This is a genomic window from Myxococcus sp. MISCRS1, from assembly GCF_026626605.1.
GTDB classification, from domain to species: Bacteria; Myxococcota; Myxococcia; order Myxococcales; family Myxococcaceae; genus Myxococcus; species Myxococcus fulvus.
This window is the reverse complement of record NZ_JAPNKB010000001.1, coordinates 6232066-6248092: the sequence shown is the minus strand read 5'-3', so window position 1 is coordinate 6248092 and position 16027 is coordinate 6232066. Positions and strand designations below refer to the sequence as shown.

Annotated in this window: 16 protein-coding genes; 6 read left to right on the top strand and 10 right to left on the bottom strand. The window is 70.7% G+C overall.

Annotated features, from left to right (window positions below; genetic code table 11):
* Window positions 1-18 precede the first annotated feature (18 nt).
* The 3 genes from OWM54_RS24850 (at window position 19) to OWM54_RS24840 (ending at window position 3188) form a co-directional block, all read left to right on the top strand.
* Window positions 19-924, top strand: a complete 906-nt coding sequence (locus OWM54_RS24850; protein ID WP_223749573.1) for a sterol desaturase family protein — start codon at window positions 19-21, stop codon at window positions 922-924.
* 87 nt (window positions 925-1011) lie between these two features.
* The gene (locus tag OWM54_RS24845; RefSeq protein ID WP_267699101.1) at window positions 1012-2601 is read left to right on the top strand and encodes a glucose-6-phosphate isomerase; all 1590 of its coding nucleotides are present in this window, start codon (window positions 1012-1014) and stop codon (window positions 2599-2601) included.
* A gap of 119 nt (window positions 2602-2720) precedes the next feature.
* The gene (locus tag OWM54_RS24840; RefSeq protein WP_141325709.1) at window positions 2721-3188 is read left to right on the top strand and encodes a hypothetical protein; all 468 of its coding nucleotides are present in this window, start codon (window positions 2721-2723) and stop codon (window positions 3186-3188) included.
* Between the two features lie 332 nt (window positions 3189-3520).
* Here OWM54_RS24840 and OWM54_RS24835 read toward each other — a convergent pair whose 3' ends face one another.
* Window positions 3521-4423 carry a LysR family transcriptional regulator gene (locus OWM54_RS24835; protein ID WP_267699099.1) on the bottom strand — a complete coding sequence of 301 codons (903 nt, stop codon included), beginning with the start codon at window positions 4421-4423 and terminating at the stop codon, window positions 3521-3523.
* Between the two features lie 112 nt (window positions 4424-4535).
* Here OWM54_RS24835 and OWM54_RS24830 point away from each other — a divergent pair, with 112 nt between their 5' ends.
* The 3 genes from OWM54_RS24830 (at window position 4536) to OWM54_RS24820 (ending at window position 6929) form a co-directional block, all read left to right on the top strand.
* A complete protein-coding gene (locus OWM54_RS24830) occupies window positions 4536-5510 on the top strand; it encodes an alpha/beta fold hydrolase (RefSeq protein ID WP_267699098.1) in 975 nt (324 codons plus the stop codon).
* An 81-nt stretch (window positions 5511-5591) separates the two neighbouring features.
* Window positions 5592-6362: an SDR family NAD(P)-dependent oxidoreductase gene (locus OWM54_RS24825; protein ID WP_223749569.1), complete on the top strand. Its 771-nt coding sequence runs from the start codon at window positions 5592-5594 to the stop codon at window positions 6360-6362.
* Window positions 6363-6416: 54 nt separating this feature from the next.
* Window positions 6417-6929 (top strand): hypothetical protein, encoded by a 513-nt coding sequence (locus OWM54_RS24820; RefSeq protein WP_267699097.1) that lies wholly within the window; start codon window positions 6417-6419, stop codon window positions 6927-6929.
* Window positions 6930-6935: 6 nt separating this feature from the next.
* Here OWM54_RS24820 and OWM54_RS24815 read toward each other — a convergent pair whose 3' ends face one another.
* The 9 genes from OWM54_RS24815 to OWM54_RS24775 all read right to left on the bottom strand — a co-directional run bounded on the left by OWM54_RS24815 (window position 6936) and on the right by OWM54_RS24775 (window position 16023).
* Window positions 6936-7340, bottom strand: coding sequence for a DoxX family protein (locus tag OWM54_RS24815; RefSeq protein ID WP_141325714.1), 405 nt, complete (start codon window positions 7338-7340; stop codon window positions 6936-6938).
* 60 nt (window positions 7341-7400) lie between these two features.
* Window positions 7401-10193: a hypothetical protein gene (locus OWM54_RS24810; RefSeq protein WP_267699096.1), complete on the bottom strand. Its 2793-nt coding sequence runs from the start codon at window positions 10191-10193 to the stop codon at window positions 7401-7403.
* Window positions 10194-10440: 247 nt separating this feature from the next.
* Window positions 10441-11466 (bottom strand): cytochrome d ubiquinol oxidase subunit II, encoded by a 1026-nt coding sequence (locus OWM54_RS24805; RefSeq protein WP_267699095.1) that lies wholly within the window; start codon window positions 11464-11466, stop codon window positions 10441-10443.
* Entirely contained in the window at window positions 11456-12760 is a 1305-nt protein-coding gene (locus OWM54_RS24800; protein ID WP_267699094.1) for a cytochrome ubiquinol oxidase subunit I, read from the bottom strand. The genes OWM54_RS24805 and OWM54_RS24800 overlap by 11 nt, the downstream gene beginning before the upstream one ends.
* Window positions 12761-12805: 45 nt before the next feature.
* Window positions 12806-13315, bottom strand: coding sequence for a hypothetical protein (locus OWM54_RS24795; RefSeq protein ID WP_223749563.1), 510 nt, complete (start codon window positions 13313-13315; stop codon window positions 12806-12808).
* Window positions 13312-13716: a phage holin family protein gene (locus OWM54_RS24790; protein WP_267699093.1), complete on the bottom strand. Its 405-nt coding sequence runs from the start codon at window positions 13714-13716 to the stop codon at window positions 13312-13314. Before OWM54_RS24790 ends, OWM54_RS24795 begins: the two co-directional genes overlap by 4 nt.
* Before the next feature lie 170 nt (window positions 13717-13886).
* Window positions 13887-14915, bottom strand: a complete 1029-nt coding sequence (locus OWM54_RS24785) for an ADP-ribosylglycohydrolase family protein (RefSeq protein WP_267699092.1) — start codon at window positions 14913-14915, stop codon at window positions 13887-13889.
* A gap of 404 nt (window positions 14916-15319) precedes the next feature.
* Window positions 15320-15580, bottom strand: a complete 261-nt coding sequence (locus tag OWM54_RS24780) for a hypothetical protein (protein ID WP_046716700.1) — start codon at window positions 15578-15580, stop codon at window positions 15320-15322.
* Window positions 15577-16023, bottom strand: coding sequence for an RrF2 family transcriptional regulator (locus tag OWM54_RS24775; RefSeq protein WP_267699091.1), 447 nt, complete (start codon window positions 16021-16023; stop codon window positions 15577-15579). Before OWM54_RS24775 ends, OWM54_RS24780 begins: the two co-directional genes overlap by 4 nt.
* Between the last annotated feature and the right edge of the window lie 4 nt (window positions 16024-16027).

Genomic DNA, 16027 nt, shown 5'->3' with positions numbered 1-16027 from the left:
CATTGAAGGAGGTGTCCCATGGACGCCACGCACATCCCCGACCTCATCGCACCCGCCATTCCCGTGTTCATCCTGACGGTGGTGGCCGAGTTCTTCTGGGTGAAGAAGCTGCGCGAGGAGAACGCCGCCCTGGTGGGGCACACGTGGAAGGACTCGCTCGCAAGCCTCTCCATGGGGCTGGGCAACGTGTTCATCAACGTGGTGTGGAAGGGCGTGGCCTTCGCGGGCTACCTGGCGCTGTACCAGCTGACGCCGCTGCGCATGGGCACGGGCGTGCTCGCGTGGGTGCTCCTCTTCTTCGCGGACGACCTCTGCTACTACTGGTTCCACCGCGTCCACCACGAGAGCCGCTTCTTCTGGGCATCGCACGTGGTGCACCACTCCAGCCAGCACTACAACCTGACGACGGCGCTGCGGCAGACGTGGACGCCTCCGACGAGCTGGGTGTTCTGGGCGCCCTTGGCGCTGCTGGGCTTCTCGCCGGTGATGATTGTCGTCCAGCAGTCAGTGAGCCTCTTGTACCAGTACTGGATTCACACGGAGGCCATCGGCCGGCTGCCGCGGCCGCTCGAGTGGGTGCTCAACACGCCGTCGCACCACCGCGTGCACCACGCGGCGAATCCGCGCTACCTCGACAAGAACTACGCGGGCATCCTCATCATCTGGGACCGGCTGTTCGGCACCTTCGAGCCGGAGGGTGAGAAGCCCGTCTACGGCCTCACCAAGAACCTGAAGACGTTCAACCCGGTGCGCATCGCGTTCCACGAGTTCGCCTCCATCGCGAAGGACGCGGCGAAGCGAGGCTCGCTGCGGCAGCGGCTGAGCTACATCTTCCGCAACCCCGCATGGAAGCCAGCGGACTCCTCCACGCCGCGACAAGGTCCGCCGAGTTCGGAACCGGAGACAGTGAGCCCCTCGGCCTGAGGCCGGGGCCCATTCGGCTTCCCACGGCCGCTCGGAGGCGCTAAGCCACCTGGCACTTTTTCTTCGCGCGAGCCCCCAGGAGGAGCCATGACCGAGCGTGAGCTGTGGGAGCGGTACCAGCGTTATCTGAGCGTCGTCCCGTCGCTGGGGTTCTCCCTCGACGTCTCGCGCATGGGGTTCGCGGCGGACTTCCTGGAGCGGATGAGTCCTCGGCTGGAGGAGGCCTTCAGCCAGATGGAGGCGCTGGAGAAGGGCGCCATCGCGAACCCGGACGAGAACCGCCGCGTGGGGCACTACTGGCTGCGCGCGCCGGAGCTGGCCCCGGAGCCCGCGCTGTCGAAGGACATCACCGACACGGTGGCCGCGGTGCACGCCTTCTCGCGGGACGTGCACGAGGGGAAGCTCAAGCCGCAGAAGGCGGCGCGCTTCACGCACCTGCTGCTGGTGGGCATCGGCGGCTCGGCGCTCGGGCCGCAGCTGGTGGCGGACGCGCTGACGTCGCGGGACGACCAGATGCAGGTGTCGTTCTTCGACAACACGGACCCGGACGGGATGGACCGGGTGCTGGGGCAGCTGGGCAGCAAGCTCGCCGAGACGCTGACGGTGGTCATCAGCAAGTCGGGCGGCACCAAGGAGACGCGCAACGGCATGCTGGAGGCCGAGCGTGGCTATCAGGCGCAGGGGCTCGACTTCAGCAAGCACGCGGTGGCCGTCACGGGCGCGGGCAGTGAGCTGGACCAGCACGCGAGGAAGCAGGGCTGGTTGCGCATGTTCCCGATGTGGGACTGGGTTGGCGGGCGCACGTCGGTGATGTCGGCGGTGGGCCTGTTGCCGGCGCGGCTGCAGGGGTTGGACATCGACGGGATGCTCGCGGGCGCGCGGGAGATGGACGTGGCGACGCGGCAGCGCGACGCGCTGAAGAACCCGGCGGCGCTGCTCGCGCTGATGTGGTTCCACGCGGGCGACGGGCGCGGCGTGAAGGACATGGTCATCCTGCCGTACAAGGACCGCCTGCTCCTGATGTCGCGCTACCTCCAGCAGCTGGTGATGGAGTCGCTGGGCAAGGAGAAGGACCTGGACGGCAAGGTGGTGAACCAGGGCATCGCCGTCTACGGGAACAAGGGCTCCACGGACCAGCATGCGTACGTGCAGCAGCTGCGCGAGGGGGTGCCGAACTTCTTCGCCACGTTCATCGAGGTCCTCAAGGACCGGGACGGTGAGTCGATGGAGGTGGAGGGCGGCATCACCAGCGGCGACTACCTGCTGGGCTTCTTCCTGGGCACGCGCCGCGCGCTGTACGAGAAGGGCCGCGAGTCCATCACCCTGACGGTGCCGGACGTGAGCGCGCGCACGGTGGGGGCGCTCATCGCGCTCTACGAGCGCGCGGTGGGCCTGTACGCGAGCCTGGTGCACATCAACGCGTACCACCAGCCGGGCGTCGAGGCGGGCAAGAAGGCCGCGACCAGCGTGCTGGACATCCAGAAGAAGCTCACGGCGCGGCTGAAGGAGGCCAAGGCGGAGGCGCGCTCGGCGGAGCAGCTCGCGGCGGACATCGGCCAGCCGGATGAGGTGGAGACGGTGTTCAAGGTGCTCCAGCACCTGGCCGCGAACCCCGGGCGCGGCGTGCAGCGCTCGGGCGGCGCGAGCCCCTCGGAGGCCCGCTTCCACGTGAAGTGAGCCTCACGGTGGGGCAGGCCCGGTGCCCTCGAGCACCGGGCCCTCCCACGGTGCGGTGCTCCTCGATGGATGCTCCCAGAGACTCCGACGTCTCCTCACGAAACCCTTGGCGGAGACCCATGTCGTTTCTCTGGTTCACCCTCAAGGCGTACCTGTTCGACGTCCTCTACTCCTATGCGGTGGGGCTGTGCTTCGTCGCCTTCGCGCTGGCGGCCTCGGCTCGTTCGCGGAAGGCCGCGCGCGGGCATGACGGTGACGCCGCCACCTCCGAGGCCGCGAGGCGGACGGAGAATGTCGTCATCACCAGCGTGTTGTTCATCCTCTGCTCGGTCCAAGGGTTGATTCTCGCGGGAGCCGTCAAGGCATCGCTGGAGACTCGCCCCGAGGCGTGGTGGCTGTTGTGGTACGTCGTCGGCTTCGGCGCAGCGCTCCCGGCCGGGCTCAGCGCCGTTCAGCGCGACAAGGACAACGCGACCTCGCAGAGCCTCTGCTACCTGGGCGCCGCGGGGAGCTATCTCGCGGCATGCATGTGGACTGACCTCATCCCCGCCATGCTGCTGAAGGTCTCACGGCTCCTCGCGGTCTAGGCAGGCTCGTCAGCCGACCCCCACAGTCGTCGAGCCTCCTCGACGAAGAGGTCCGGTGAGTCAGCGCTCGACCGCGAGCAGAGGGTGTCACCTGCTCCCAGCGGATGCATGGGGGCACCCTGCCATTCGCCGTGCCCACAAGTGGCGCGAACGAGGACTCGATACCGCGCCCTCGGGACGGGGCCGCTCGCTCGCGCACTGAGCCTCCGCACATCACTGTCCCTCGCGAGTGGAGCTCCGCTACATGCCCTGGCAGCGTGCGCTCCGCGTCTCATGACTCGGCGCGTCCGCACGATGATGCTCCGAACAAGCCACGCTCCTGACCTCGTCGCTCAGCGCCCGCGCGACTCCGTGCCGGACAGGCCCGCCTTCTCGCGCCGGCACACCTCCGCCACCCAGTCCGCCGTGGCCCGCACGCGCAGGCTCCGCTGCAAATCCTTGTGGAACGTCAGCCACAACGGCCGCTTGGCCAGCACCTCCGCGCCCACGCGCGTCAGCCGCACATCGCGCCCACCCGTGAGGCACGGCAGCAACGCCACGCCCAGCCCCGCCGCCGCGGCCTCGCGCAGCGCCGACGTGCTGTTGCTCTGCAGCAACCGACGCCCTCCCGCCGTCACCCGCTTGAGCTCCTCGGACTCCTCGCCCGAGGTCAGCCCCGTCCGGTACACGAGCACCGTGTGTCCCTTGAAGTCCCCGGGCCGGGGCGCGCCGTGTCGCCGCAGGTAGCCTCGAGACGCGTACATCGAGAACGCCATCTCGCCCACCTTGCGCACCACCAGCGCGTCCCCTCGCGGCGGCACCAACCGCAGCGCCATGTCCGCGTCCCCCCGCTGGAGGTCCACCAGCTCCGTCCCCACCAACAGCTCGACGTTCAACCCCGGATGGCGCGCGTTCAGCACGCCCAGGTGCGCGGCGAACAACGCCTGCGCCAGGTGCTCCGTCGCCGCGATGCGCACCGACCCCTCCACCCTCGCCTCCGCCGACACGGCGTCATGCAGCGAGCGCAGCGAGTCCTCCATCTCCCTCGCACGCGCCACCACCGCCTCGGCGTCCTCGGTGAGCCCCAGCGTGCGCGAGCCCCGCAGCACCAGCCGCGTCCCGAGCGCCTTCTCCAGCGCCGTCAGCCTGCGCCCCACCGTGGTCGCATCGACGCGCAGCTCCCGCGCCGCCCCGGCGAGCGAGCCCTGGCGCGCCACGGAGAGCAGGTAGCGCAGGTCGTCCCATCGCATATCCATGCCTGCAATGGTGCAGCAAAGCCCTGCATTCCCGCAGCACTTCCAGCGCTATCTCGGGCAGGACGAAGCGGCGGCACCCAAGCAGGCCCCGCCTGAAACACAGGAGAACACCATGTCCATGGCTCATGCGCCGGTGCTGGAACAGGACGCGGGCCCCGCGGTGCGCAGCCTCCCCCAGGAGGAGCGACTGACGGTGGCGGACACCGGCCCGAGCACCGGAGTCCCCTTCCGCCTCCAGGCCCTGGACGGCTACCCGCTGTCCGCCACCCTCTTCCCCCACGAGGGCGCGGAGGTGGGCGCGGTGGTGCTCATCAGCAGCGCGACCGGCGCCCGCCAGCGCTACTACGCGCGCTTCGCCGCCTTCCTCGCCCGGCGCGGCTTCCCCACCATCACCTTCGACTACCGCGGCATCGGCGGCTCCCGCCCCGAGCAGCTCGAGGGCTTCGAGGCCACCCTGGAGGACTGGGGACGCCAGGACCTCGCGGGCGCCATCGCCGCCGTGCGCGAGCGCTTCCCCGGCCGCCGGCTCCTGCTCGTCGGCCACAGCGTGGGAGGCCAGCTGCTCGGCCTCGCCGAGAACGCTCGCGAGGTCTCCGCGCTGCTCACCGTCGCCGCCGGCTCCGGCTACTACAAGCTCTTCCCCCAGCGGCTGCGCATGGCCCTCAACTGGCGCGTGCTGACGCCCGCCCTCACCCGCGCCTTCGGCAAGCTGCCCGGCTGGGCCGGCACCGTGGAGGACCTGCCCGCGGGCGTGGCCCGCCAGTGGGCCCGCTGGTGCCTGGACCCCAACTACCTCCTGAGCGAGGGCGGCGAGCCCCGCCGCGAGTCCTACGCGTCGCTCTACCTGCCCGTGCGGGCCTACAGCTTCTCCGACGACCCCATCGCCTCGAAGGATGCCGTGGAGCACCTGCTGGGCTTCTACGCGGACGCGCTCGTCGACCACCGCCGGGTGACGCCCAAGCAGGCGGGCCACCCCATCGGCCACTTCGGCTTCTTCCGCGAGGGCTCCCGCGCCTCTCTCTGGGAGGAGGCCGTGGAGTGGCTCGCCATCCAGGCCCTCACACCCCGGCCGGTGAATCCCCGGTAACCGGACCCGGCCGTCGAATGTCGGGCAACCCCCACACTCCGTCCCATTCCCCCCATGTGCCCTGAAGTAGAACGCGGGCCCATGAACCTGGAGCTCAAAGGCAAGGCGGCCCTCGTGACGGGGAGCAGCCGGGGAATCGGTCGAGCCATCGCGGCGACGCTCGCCAAGGAGGGCGCTCGGGTGTGCCTGAGCGCTCGCGGCGCGGACGCCCTGGAGGCCACCGCGAAGGAGCTGCGCTCCTCGGGCGCGAGCATCACCACCGTCGTCGCGGACGTGGCCACGAAGGAGGGCGCGAAGGCGGCGGTGGACGCGGCGGTGGAGGCGTTCGGCTCGCTGGACATCCTGGTCAACAACGTGGGCGGCAGCGGCGGCGCGGGCGCGTTCGACATGGCCACCGCCGAGCAGTGGTCCACCGTGCTCCACGGCAACCTCCTGTCCGCGGTGTGGTGCAGCCAGGCCGCCGTGGAGGTCATGCGCGCCAACAGCGGCGGCTGCATCATCCACATCAACTCCATCTACGGCCGCGAGTACGCCACCAGCGCCCCCTACACCACGGCCAAGGCGGGCCTGACGGCGCTGACCAAGGAGATGGCCGTGGACCTGGCGCGCCACCACATCCGCGTCAACGGCGTGGCCCCCGGCTCCATCCTCTTCCCGGGCGGAAGCTGGGACAAACGCCAGAAGGCGGACCCGGAGAAGGTCGCACGCATGGTGCGCAACGAGCTGCCCTGGGGCCGCTTCGGCACCCCCGAGGAGGTGGCGGACGTGGTCGTCTTCCTGTGCTCGGAGCGCGCCCGGTGGGTGACGGGCGCCACGCTCCCGGTGGACGGTGGACAGGGCCGCGCCTTCTGAACGCGGCGGACCCCCAGCGTCATGCTATGCAGGGCCCTCCCCTGGGGTCTTACATTGCTGAAGCTTTACAAGAAGGAAGGCGACCGCCTCCGTTACTGGGAGGCGTGGGTCCATGAGGGCGTGCTCACCACGCACTGGGGCTTCGTCGGCGAGGTGGGCGAGCAGAAGGACGCGCCGCTGCCTCCGGAAGAGGACCCCGACTTCGCCATCGCCGACGTGGCCGGCCCGCTCATCGAGGAGGGCTACGACGAGGTGGAGCCCGACAGCCTGTCCACGCTCATCGTCCAGTACCCCATCGAGGGCAAGGGCACCGGCCACGACGTGGAGAAGCGCGTCGCGGTGGAGGAGCTGCTCACCGACGCGCTCGGCTGGACGGGCAACGGCGAGGTGGAGGGCGGCGAGCTGCGCGAAGGCCACCTGCGCGTGTACTGCCTGGTGATGGACGAGAAGGCCGGCGTGTACACCGTGCTGGAGGCCCTCGACTCCGAGGACCTCGCGGACGACGTCAGCGTGCTGGTGGCCAGGGGCGACGAGGAGCCCCGCGTCGCCTGGCCCCAGACGCCCTGAGCGACGTCAGGCTCCGGCAGCCCGCACCTGCGGCACCGACTCCACGCCGGCACCCGACGACACGCGGTGCCAGAGCTGGTGCGAGGTGATGAGCAGCACGAACATGGCGACGGGAACGGCGGACTTGCCCGCCGGGTCCCCCATGGCCGTGTGAGACACCGCCGCCGCCACGAAGTCGATGGCGAAGCCGGCGTAGGCCCACTCCCGCAGCGTGCGCGGCAGCGGAGCCCACAGCGCCAGCACGCCCAGCACCTTGGCGATGCCGAGCATGGTCCGGAAGTAGGCCGGGTAGCCCAGGTGCTCGAAGGCGGCCACCATCGGCGGCGCGTCGGTGAGGTACATGAAGGCGGAGCCCGCGGCGGACAGCGAGACCAGCGCGGTGACGACCCAGTACGCGACTTTCAGCTTCATGCACACGCCTCCAAGGAGCACATGGGCTGACTCGCAGCCCCCCGCGCGCGACGATACGGGTTACAAATCCGCGGTCGCAACCGGGCCAACCTGACCCGCCCCCTCGGCCTCCACGAGGTGCCGGCCGTCGTACGGCCGGTCCGGCCTGCGCCCCCGGTCCAGCTCGTCCCGGTCGAGCATCCCGTCCTCGTCCTGGTCCACGCCGATGCGTCGCTCGGAGCCCGCGGGCACCACGGTGTAGGTCAGCTCCGCGCCGGGGCGGATTCCCGCCAGCAGCAGATACGCGCCCACCTTCTCGGAGGCGCGGTCCGACTGGAAGACGCCGTTGCCCACGTAGGTGAAGCCGCGCGGCTCACCCTGGCGCACGCCCTTGGCCACCAGCCCCACCTTGCCCTGCTCGGCCAGGGACATGAACTGGAGCACGCGCACGAACTGGGCGGGCGTCGCCGAGGACAGCGTCACCTGCTGCCCCACCGCCGCGTGCGAGTCCTTGGAGTCGGGCCCCGGCGGCAGGAACATGTCCGTGGCCGAGCCGCGCGGCAGCTCCGAGCCCGCGAAGGACAGCAGGAGCGCGGTGAGGTCCGCCACCTCCTGGTCGCTCTCCGGGTTGAAGGTCGGCTCGGTGATGAAGCGCGACAGCGAGTCCACGCTGCCGTCGTGGATGAAGGCGAAGCCGGCCAGGCTCTCCTTCTGCGTCAGCTCCATGCCGACCTTCTCATAGAGGTTGCGCAGCTGCGGCACCTTGAGCGTGACGTTGGTGCTGCCGTCGGTGGACACGAGCGCGTGGTGGGACTCGCCCATCGCCCCCTTCGGCAGCGGCATCCACTGAGCGCCGTTCCACTGCGCGTTCACCGCGAGCCCCGACGGGAAGGTGTGGCAGGTGTTGCACGCGAAGAGCCCCTGGGCCAGGAGGCGCGGCGGACGGAACAGCGCCAGCCCCCGCGTCGCGTCTCCGTTGGGCAGCGGCTTGCCCACGGGCGCGAAGCGGCCCGTCGTGTAGTGGCCCGGCAGCGGCAGGTCCCTGGGCAGCGAGTTGTCCAGGTTGCGGAACGGGTTGGGCGGGAAGGTGAGCGTGGCGAGGAAGGAGCGCAGCTCGCTCATCTCGCGCGGGGTGAGCTGGGTGTCGTCGCCCTGCAGGCCCTCGAAGGCGGGGTTGAACTCCTCCAGGCTCGCGCGGTCTCCGCGCCAGTGCAGCGGCTCCTTGCCGATGATGTCCTGGAGCGTCTGCGTCGTCATGGGGCCCTTCATCGGGTGCCACGCCTCGAAGGGCGGCAGCGGCAGGCCCATGCCCAGGTTCTGGCCGTCCAGCGCCTTCACCGTCCCGCTCGGGTCGCCCAAATCCCACGCGAGCCGGTCCATGCGCCCGTCCACGTGGCACGACGCGCAGGACACGTGCCCCAGGCCCGACGTCTTGTGCGTGTCGTAGAGGTGCTTGCGGCCCACCTTGATGGCCTTCGGTGACGGGTCGAAGAAGGCCACGCGCGACAGCTCCTCGAGCCGGTCCGCGTTGAGCACGGAGATGCTCCCGCCGAAGTGGTTGAGCACGTAGAGCCGCTCGCGCCCCGCGTCGAGGACGATGCCCGTGGGGCCCTCGCCCACCTCCACCTGCCCCAGCCGCGCGCCGCCCTGCCCCACCGCCACCACGTTGTTGGAGCCCAGCCCCGTCACGAAGGCCCGCGTGCCGCGCGCGTTCCACACCACGCCGCGCGGGTCTCCGATGGAGAGGTCGCGCACCGACTGCGGCACCGTGGGCGTGGCGTAGTCGAGGTGCGGGTTGAGGTCCTTCACCGTGGAGGACGAAGGCCGGCGCGGGTCCACCGTCGCCATCAGCACGCGCAGGAAGCGGCCGTTGACGTTCGGCTCGAAGCGCACCTCGTTGCGCGCGTCCGTGCCCACCACGGTGACGGTGCCGGACGGGTGCACCGCCAGCGCCATGTTCAGGTTCATCAGCCGCGTGGCGTAGGTGACGTCGAGCGACGCCGTGTCGATGATGGCCAGGTCGCGGTCCGGCAGGTCCCAGCCCTGGAGGCGGCCGGACGCGGAGGCATTCACGCCGCTCACCAGGTCCGTCCAGTCACCCCGGTTGTCGTCGAACCACTGGCCGCGCCCGTTCTTGCGCACGATGAGGCCCACGGGCGGAGGCGGCGGGTTGGAGGGGTTTCGCGCGGGGACGAACGAGGTGCCCGCGTTGGGCGGAGGATTCACGCCACCGTAGGGGCCGCGCGCGTCGCTCACCGCGTTGGGCGGGTACGCGTCCGGAATCAGCGAGCCGCCGCCGAGGATGGTGGTGCCGTTGCCGGACTCGAAGATGGCGGCGTAGACGAAGCGGCCGTCGGGGCTCACCGCGAGCGCGCGCGGGTCCTCGCCCTTCAGGGTGAGGCGGTGGGGCGTCGCGTCGGGGCGGCGCGGGTCCACCACCAGCACCCGGTTCACCTGGGAGCAGGTGATGAAGGCGCGCTCGGGGCGGCCGGCGAAGACGACGTCCGCGGGCTCGTCATCGGTGTGCACGGTGGCCGTCACGGTGGCGCGGCGCAGGTCGACGATGCTGACGCTGTCCGAGACGTGGTTCACCACCCAGGCCTCGGTGTTGCTCCTGGCCCGCACCGACACCGGGTCCAATCCCACGGGGATGGACGCCAACAGCGCCAATCCCTTGCGCGACGTCGTGTCGAACACCAGCAGCCGGTTGTCCGCCGTGTTCACCGCCAACAGCAATCTACCGTCAGGAGTCAAATCCAGCGGGTGCACATGGGGGGTCTCCCAATTCACGAAGGACTCACTCGCGTGAGACATCCCCGGGAGCAGGAGCGCGACGAAGCACAGCGACACGACCGCGCGACGGACGACACCCATATCGGCGACCTCCACGTCAGGAAGAAGCGGTGCTTCTTTCTGTCATGCATTCATCAACGCCGCGGTTGCAACTCCTTGCGTGAGAAAACACAAAAACCACATCCGCCCTCACGAGATGTTTCACCTCGGGAGCCAAAGATTCGAGCGGCCTGGAAAAGGATGCGGGGCGTCATTCACGCCGAGCAAAGACAGACACCCGGCGCGGACCTCCCACTCGGACACTCCAACGAGACGGGATTTTTCTGTCTCACCCCTGGGGATGGGGAGCGGACATGCCCTCGGGTCGGGGGCGGAAGACGCGGAAGAGGAGGACGACGGAGGGGATGACGATGAGCGCGCCCACGCCGATGGCGACGAGCAGCAGCTTCAAGGTGCCAGGGCTCGCCGCCGCGGCCCGCAGGGTGATGTCGGGGACGACCAGATAGGGATACTGGGACGCGGCCCAGCCCAGGACGATGAGGCCCGCCTGGAGCGCCGCCGCCAGCCGTGCCCACGCGAAGCGCCGCGTCCACAGGAGCGCGAAGGCGGCCGCCGCCGACACGCCCGTGGCCGCGTGCAGCGCCAGCGCGAAGGGCGAGCGGAACAGTCCCTCCCAGACCCGGGGCGCACCGTCGCGCGCCAGCACCAGCACGAGCACCGCCGCCACGAAGACGGCCACGCCCGCGCCGAGCGCGCGCGCACGGAAGTCCTCGCGCAGCCCTGGCGTGGAGGACTCGTGCGTCAGGTACACCGCCGCCAGGAAGGCGAAGAGGGACAGGGCGAGCACGCCCACCGCCCACGCGAAGGGCGACAGCCACGAGGCGAAGAAGCCGCTCACCACCACGCGCCCCTCCACGCGGATGGCGCCGCTCACCACCGCGCCCACGCACATGCCGAGCAGCAGCGGCGCCACGACGCTCGCCCCGCTGAAGACGAGCCCCCACCTGCGCTGGGCCGCGTCCCCCCGCGTGTCATAGGTGCGGAAGGTGAACGCCGCGCCCCGGAACACGATGCCGAGCAACAGCAGCGTCAGCGGGACATGCAGCGCCACGCTCAGCGCGGCGAAGGCGCGCGGGAAGCCCGCGAACAGCAGCACCAGCCCGACGATGAGCCAGACGTGGTTCACCTCCCACACCGGGCCCATCGCCCGGGCGATGAGAGCGCGCTGCTCCGCCTTGCGCGGCCCGAAGGCCAGCAAGTCCCACACACCGCCGCCGAAGTCCGCGCCGCCGAAGAGCGCGTAGAGGACGAAGGTCCCCGCCATCAGGAAGCCGAGCAGGACGTCAGTGGACATGGGCCTCGCCTCCCTCGTCGTGCTTCTCCTCGCGCCCCGGCAGCGTGCCCGCCACCTGGCTCAGGAGCAGCGACACCACCACCACGCCGAGGAACAGATACACGGCGGTGAAGGTCCAGAACGGCGCGGCCAGATGCGGCACGGGGGTCACCGCCTCCGCGGTGCGCATGACCCCGCGGACAATCCATGGCTGCCGTCCCCACTCGGTGACGAGCCACCCCGCCTCCAGCGCCACCAACCCCAGCGGCCCCGACACGAGCCACGCCCGCATCATCTTCCGCCCCGAGGGCCACGCCTTCTTTCGCCACCGGTGCACGAGCGTCACCAGCGCGAGCAGCGCCATCAGCGAGCCCGTGCCCACCATCACCTGGAAGGCCCCGTGCACCTTGGCCACCGGGGGCCACGTGTCCTTCGGGAACTCGTTGAGCCCCTTCACCTCCGCGTGTGGATCTCCAAAGGCCAGGATGGACAGGGCCTTGGGGACCTCCACGCCGCCCAGACGCAGCGGCGCGCCGCGCTCCGTCTCGAAGTGCCCCTCCATCGCCGCGAGCTTCACCGGCTGCGCCTTCGCGACGTGCTTGGCGGACAGGTCCCCCACCAGCGGCTGGAGCAGCGCGGTGACACACGCGAGCGGCAGCGCCACCGACAGCGCCTTGCGATGGAACGCCGCGCCCGGATGGCGCAGCAGCACGAACGCGTGGATGCCCGCCATGGCGAACGCGCTCGCCTGATAGCAGGACAGCAGCACGTGCGCCGTCTGGTACGGCCAGCCCGGACTGAACATCGCCACCAGCGGCTGGATGTTCGTGGGACCCTCGGGCGTGGCCACGAAGCCCGACGGGTCGTTCATGAAGACGTTGACCAGCGTGACGAAGAACGCGCTCGCCGCGCCGCTCAAGGCCACCATGACGCCGGAGAACAGGTGGAGGTTCGGCGACACCCGCTGGCGGCCGTACAGGTAGATGCCCAGGAAGATGGCCTCGGTGAAGAAGGCCACGCCCTCCAGACTGAAGGGCAGGCCAATCACCTCGCCGTAGCGGCCCATGAACTCCGGCCACAGCAGGCCCAATTCGAAGGACAACATCGTCCCGCTCACCGCGCCCACCGCGAAGAGGATGGCCGTCCCCTTCGCCAGCTTCTGGCTCAGCTTCACGTAGTCCGCGTCACCGGTGCGCCGCGCCTTCCAGTCGCTCAACACCATGAGCACCGGCAACGCCACGCCCGCCGCCGCGAAGACGATGTGAAAGCCGAGCGACAGCCCCATCTGCGCCCGCGCATAGAGCAGGTCCGTCATGCACATCAGAATGCGTTATATGCATTTCCGGCGCATTTAGAGATTCTACTCAGGCAACGAAGCGGGGCTCGGAGGCTGGCGAGCAGGCACGAGCGTCTGCACGGAGTTCTTGGCGACGGCGGTGGCCAGCGCGGTGGCGAAGATGAGGACCAGCTTGCGTCCCAGCTCCACGCCGATGGGGCGCTCCTTCGCGCTGGAGGCGACCTGGTCCGGGTTCTCCCAGGCGCGCTGCAGGGCCTTGCGGCGCTTCTTGCGCAGGATTTCGTCGCGGCGGCGCGCGCGGTAGATGGCCAGGCCCACGCCCGAGCCCACCAGCACCATGGCCACGGCGCCCGCGGCGACGAGCGCGCTGGAGTGCTGCTGCACCTGGTAGCGCACGTCGAGCATCCGCCCTCGGCGCCGGTCCAGCTCCTCGAGCGTCAGCAGGAGCTCGTCGCGGATGCGGTCCGCGGTCTGCTCCACCTGCTTGCGGTCATCCATGCCACGGGTGATGCGATGGTCGACGTGCTGCTGACGCTCCGCCAGCTCGTTGCCGCTCCGGCCGTTGTCGTTCATTGCAGCGTCTCCCGCGTGAGCTGGTAGTCGAGCTTCAGGCGCTCCTGGGTGTGCGCCAGCGGCTTCTTCGGCAGGCGCCTGGTGCCCATGAAGAGCATCCCGCCGGCGACGGCGAGCAGCACCACGCCCACCAGCAGCACGCCCAGCGCCGCGCCCAGGGGCATCGCCAGCCCCAGCGCCACGAAGAGCACCGCCAGCGACGTGAGCGCCAGCACCGCGCCCGCGCCTATCAGGATGCCCGCGGTGCGCGCGGCCTTCAGCTCGTCGCGCAGCTCCTTCTTGGCGTGCAGCACCTCGGCGCGCACCAGCAGGCGCGTCTCCGCCAGAGCGTGCCGGATGAGCTCGGCCGTGGAGAGTGACTCCAGCTGGCTGCGCTCCAGGCGTTCGGATTCGAGGTCCACGACGTCCTTCTCCCGCGCTCGCGGAGGGGGACTCCCGGGTGCTCGCTCGTTCGCTCGGCCGCACCTGACCCCACTCCTCCGGACAAGGTGGGCAGGGCGGACGAGCGCGAGAAGCCCGTCCGGGAGTGGGGCGTGGAGCCCGCCTGCCCGCTCGCCTTGGGGGAACCCCCTCAGCGCCGACGCTGGTGGGCCAGCGCCGTGGCCAGCGTCTCGCGCACCTGATGGGCACGGAACAGTCGGTCCGCGGTGTCCACCAGGTTGTCCACGTACAGCACCGCCTTGCGCAGGCGCGCGGGGATGGCGCGGGTGCCCAGGTGGGCGCCCACCAGCGCGCCCGTCAGCGCCGCCGCCACGTCCGCCTCGCCGCCACAGCGCAGCACCAGCGCCACCGCCTCGCGGAAGTCGTGGGGCACGCGCAGGGTGGCGTACAGCGCCGTCAAGAGCACCGGCACCACGTGCGCGGGCAGCCCGTCCACGCCCTTGAGCTCGCTGGGGGGCACGCCCACCTTGCGAAGCTGCGACAGGGCGCGCGTGGTGTCCCACGTGAGCAGGCGGGGCAGGTGGCGCACCTCCTCGGCCAGGCCCTTGTCGTGCACGGCCGCCGCCAGCGACAGCTGCTCGCAGAAGGCGGTGGGCGTCAGCGGCTCCTCCTCCATGCCCAGCGCGGCGGCCTGCGCGAAGGCGGCGGCGGCGGCGGCACAGACGGGGTCCTTGTGGGTGATGACGGTGAGCACGCCCGCGTCATGCGGCAGCTTCGCGCGCTGGCCGCTCTCGAAGAGCCCCACCACCAGCGCGCGGCTGAGCACCGACGGGCACAGCGTGCCCAGGGGCGCGCCCGCGCTCATCCACGGCACGCCGCTGGAGAGCCGCTGGAGCGACTCGGCCAGGCTGCGCGGCGGCTGGAGGATGATGCCCTCCTGCCACAGCCACGCCAGGTGCGCCGCCGCGCTGCGGCCGTCCACGCGGCCCTCGCGGATGACGCTCTCCGCGGCGGCGAGGAGCAGCTGCGTGTCGTCGCTGAACTGGCCCTTGGCGAACTTGCCGCGAGGCCTGGGCGCGAAGTCCTCCGCCAGCCCGGGCAGCCGCGCGAGGCTCGCGGGCGGGATGCCGCGCAGCGGGAAGCCGAGCGCATCTCCGATGGCGAGCCCCACGAACGCCGCATGGAACCTGTCCTGGCGCTCGGAGGGAGTCAGCGGCATGGAGTCGAGGAGATTAACCGAGGCTCAGGGCTGGACGGACAGCGAGAAGCGCGCGAAACGCGCGAAGCTCGTGGTGGATTGACGTGCGTGGGGGCTTGACTCGCGCGGGAGGAGCACACTCGCGTTCGCCACACGAGCGATTCCGACGCCACACTCCAGGCCGCACGCCATCATCACCGTCCACCCTTCCTGGTTCGAGCCCATCCGCCGACGCGTGCGCGGGGTGGGCTGACTACCGCAACCAGCACGCGCGCGGCAAGTCCGAGCACCCGGGCTCCAAGGCACACCTGTACACGTGTCCAACTCCCGAAGCTTGAGCGCGGCGACTCGCACGGAGCGCATGGCGCACGAGGAGTGGGGAGGTGGCAGCGGCGCGCGCAAGTCGGCACACGCGCCGTCACGCGTCACGCGTCGTCGCGGCCCAGGTTGACGACGGCCTGGAGCCGAGCCACCACGGCCTCGGCGCCCTGGTGCAGTTGCTTGCCGTCCCAGAGCGCGGGCGTGGCGTGGCCGCCGTGCAGCGTCCAGTCCAGCTCCGCCTCGGCGTACACGAGGTTGCGGAAGATGACGCGGTCCTCCAGCGCGTGGTCGACGATGTAGCGGCGCGCCACGGCGGAGGGCGGGTCGGCGATGCGGTGGAACAACTCGAGGGGAGCGGAGGTCATGGCGCCATCACCGGGAGGAACAGGTCGGACAGGTCCTTGCGGGAGCGGCCCACCAGGTCCGCCAGTGTGTACCGGTCCAGCACCGCGAGGAAGGCCTCACGTGCCTCCGCGAGCACGCCCTTCAGCCCACAGGCGGGGGCGATGGGGCAGGTGTTGCGCTCGCGGTTGAAGCACTCCACCAGCTCGAAGTCCGGCTCGGCCGCGCGCAGCACGCGGCCCACGCGGATGTCCTTCGTCGCCTTCGCCAGCGTCACGCCGCCCGAGCGCCCCGCCTTGACCTCCACGAAGCCCTCGCCCGCGAGCGTCTGCACCACGCGCACCAGGTGGTGCTTGGAGATGCCGTATGCGTCCGCCAGCTCCTGCGTGGAGGCGAGCCTTCCGGGGCGGGCGGCGAGGTAGAGCAGGACGCGCAGCGAGTAGTCGGCGTGGAGGGTGAGGTGCACGGTC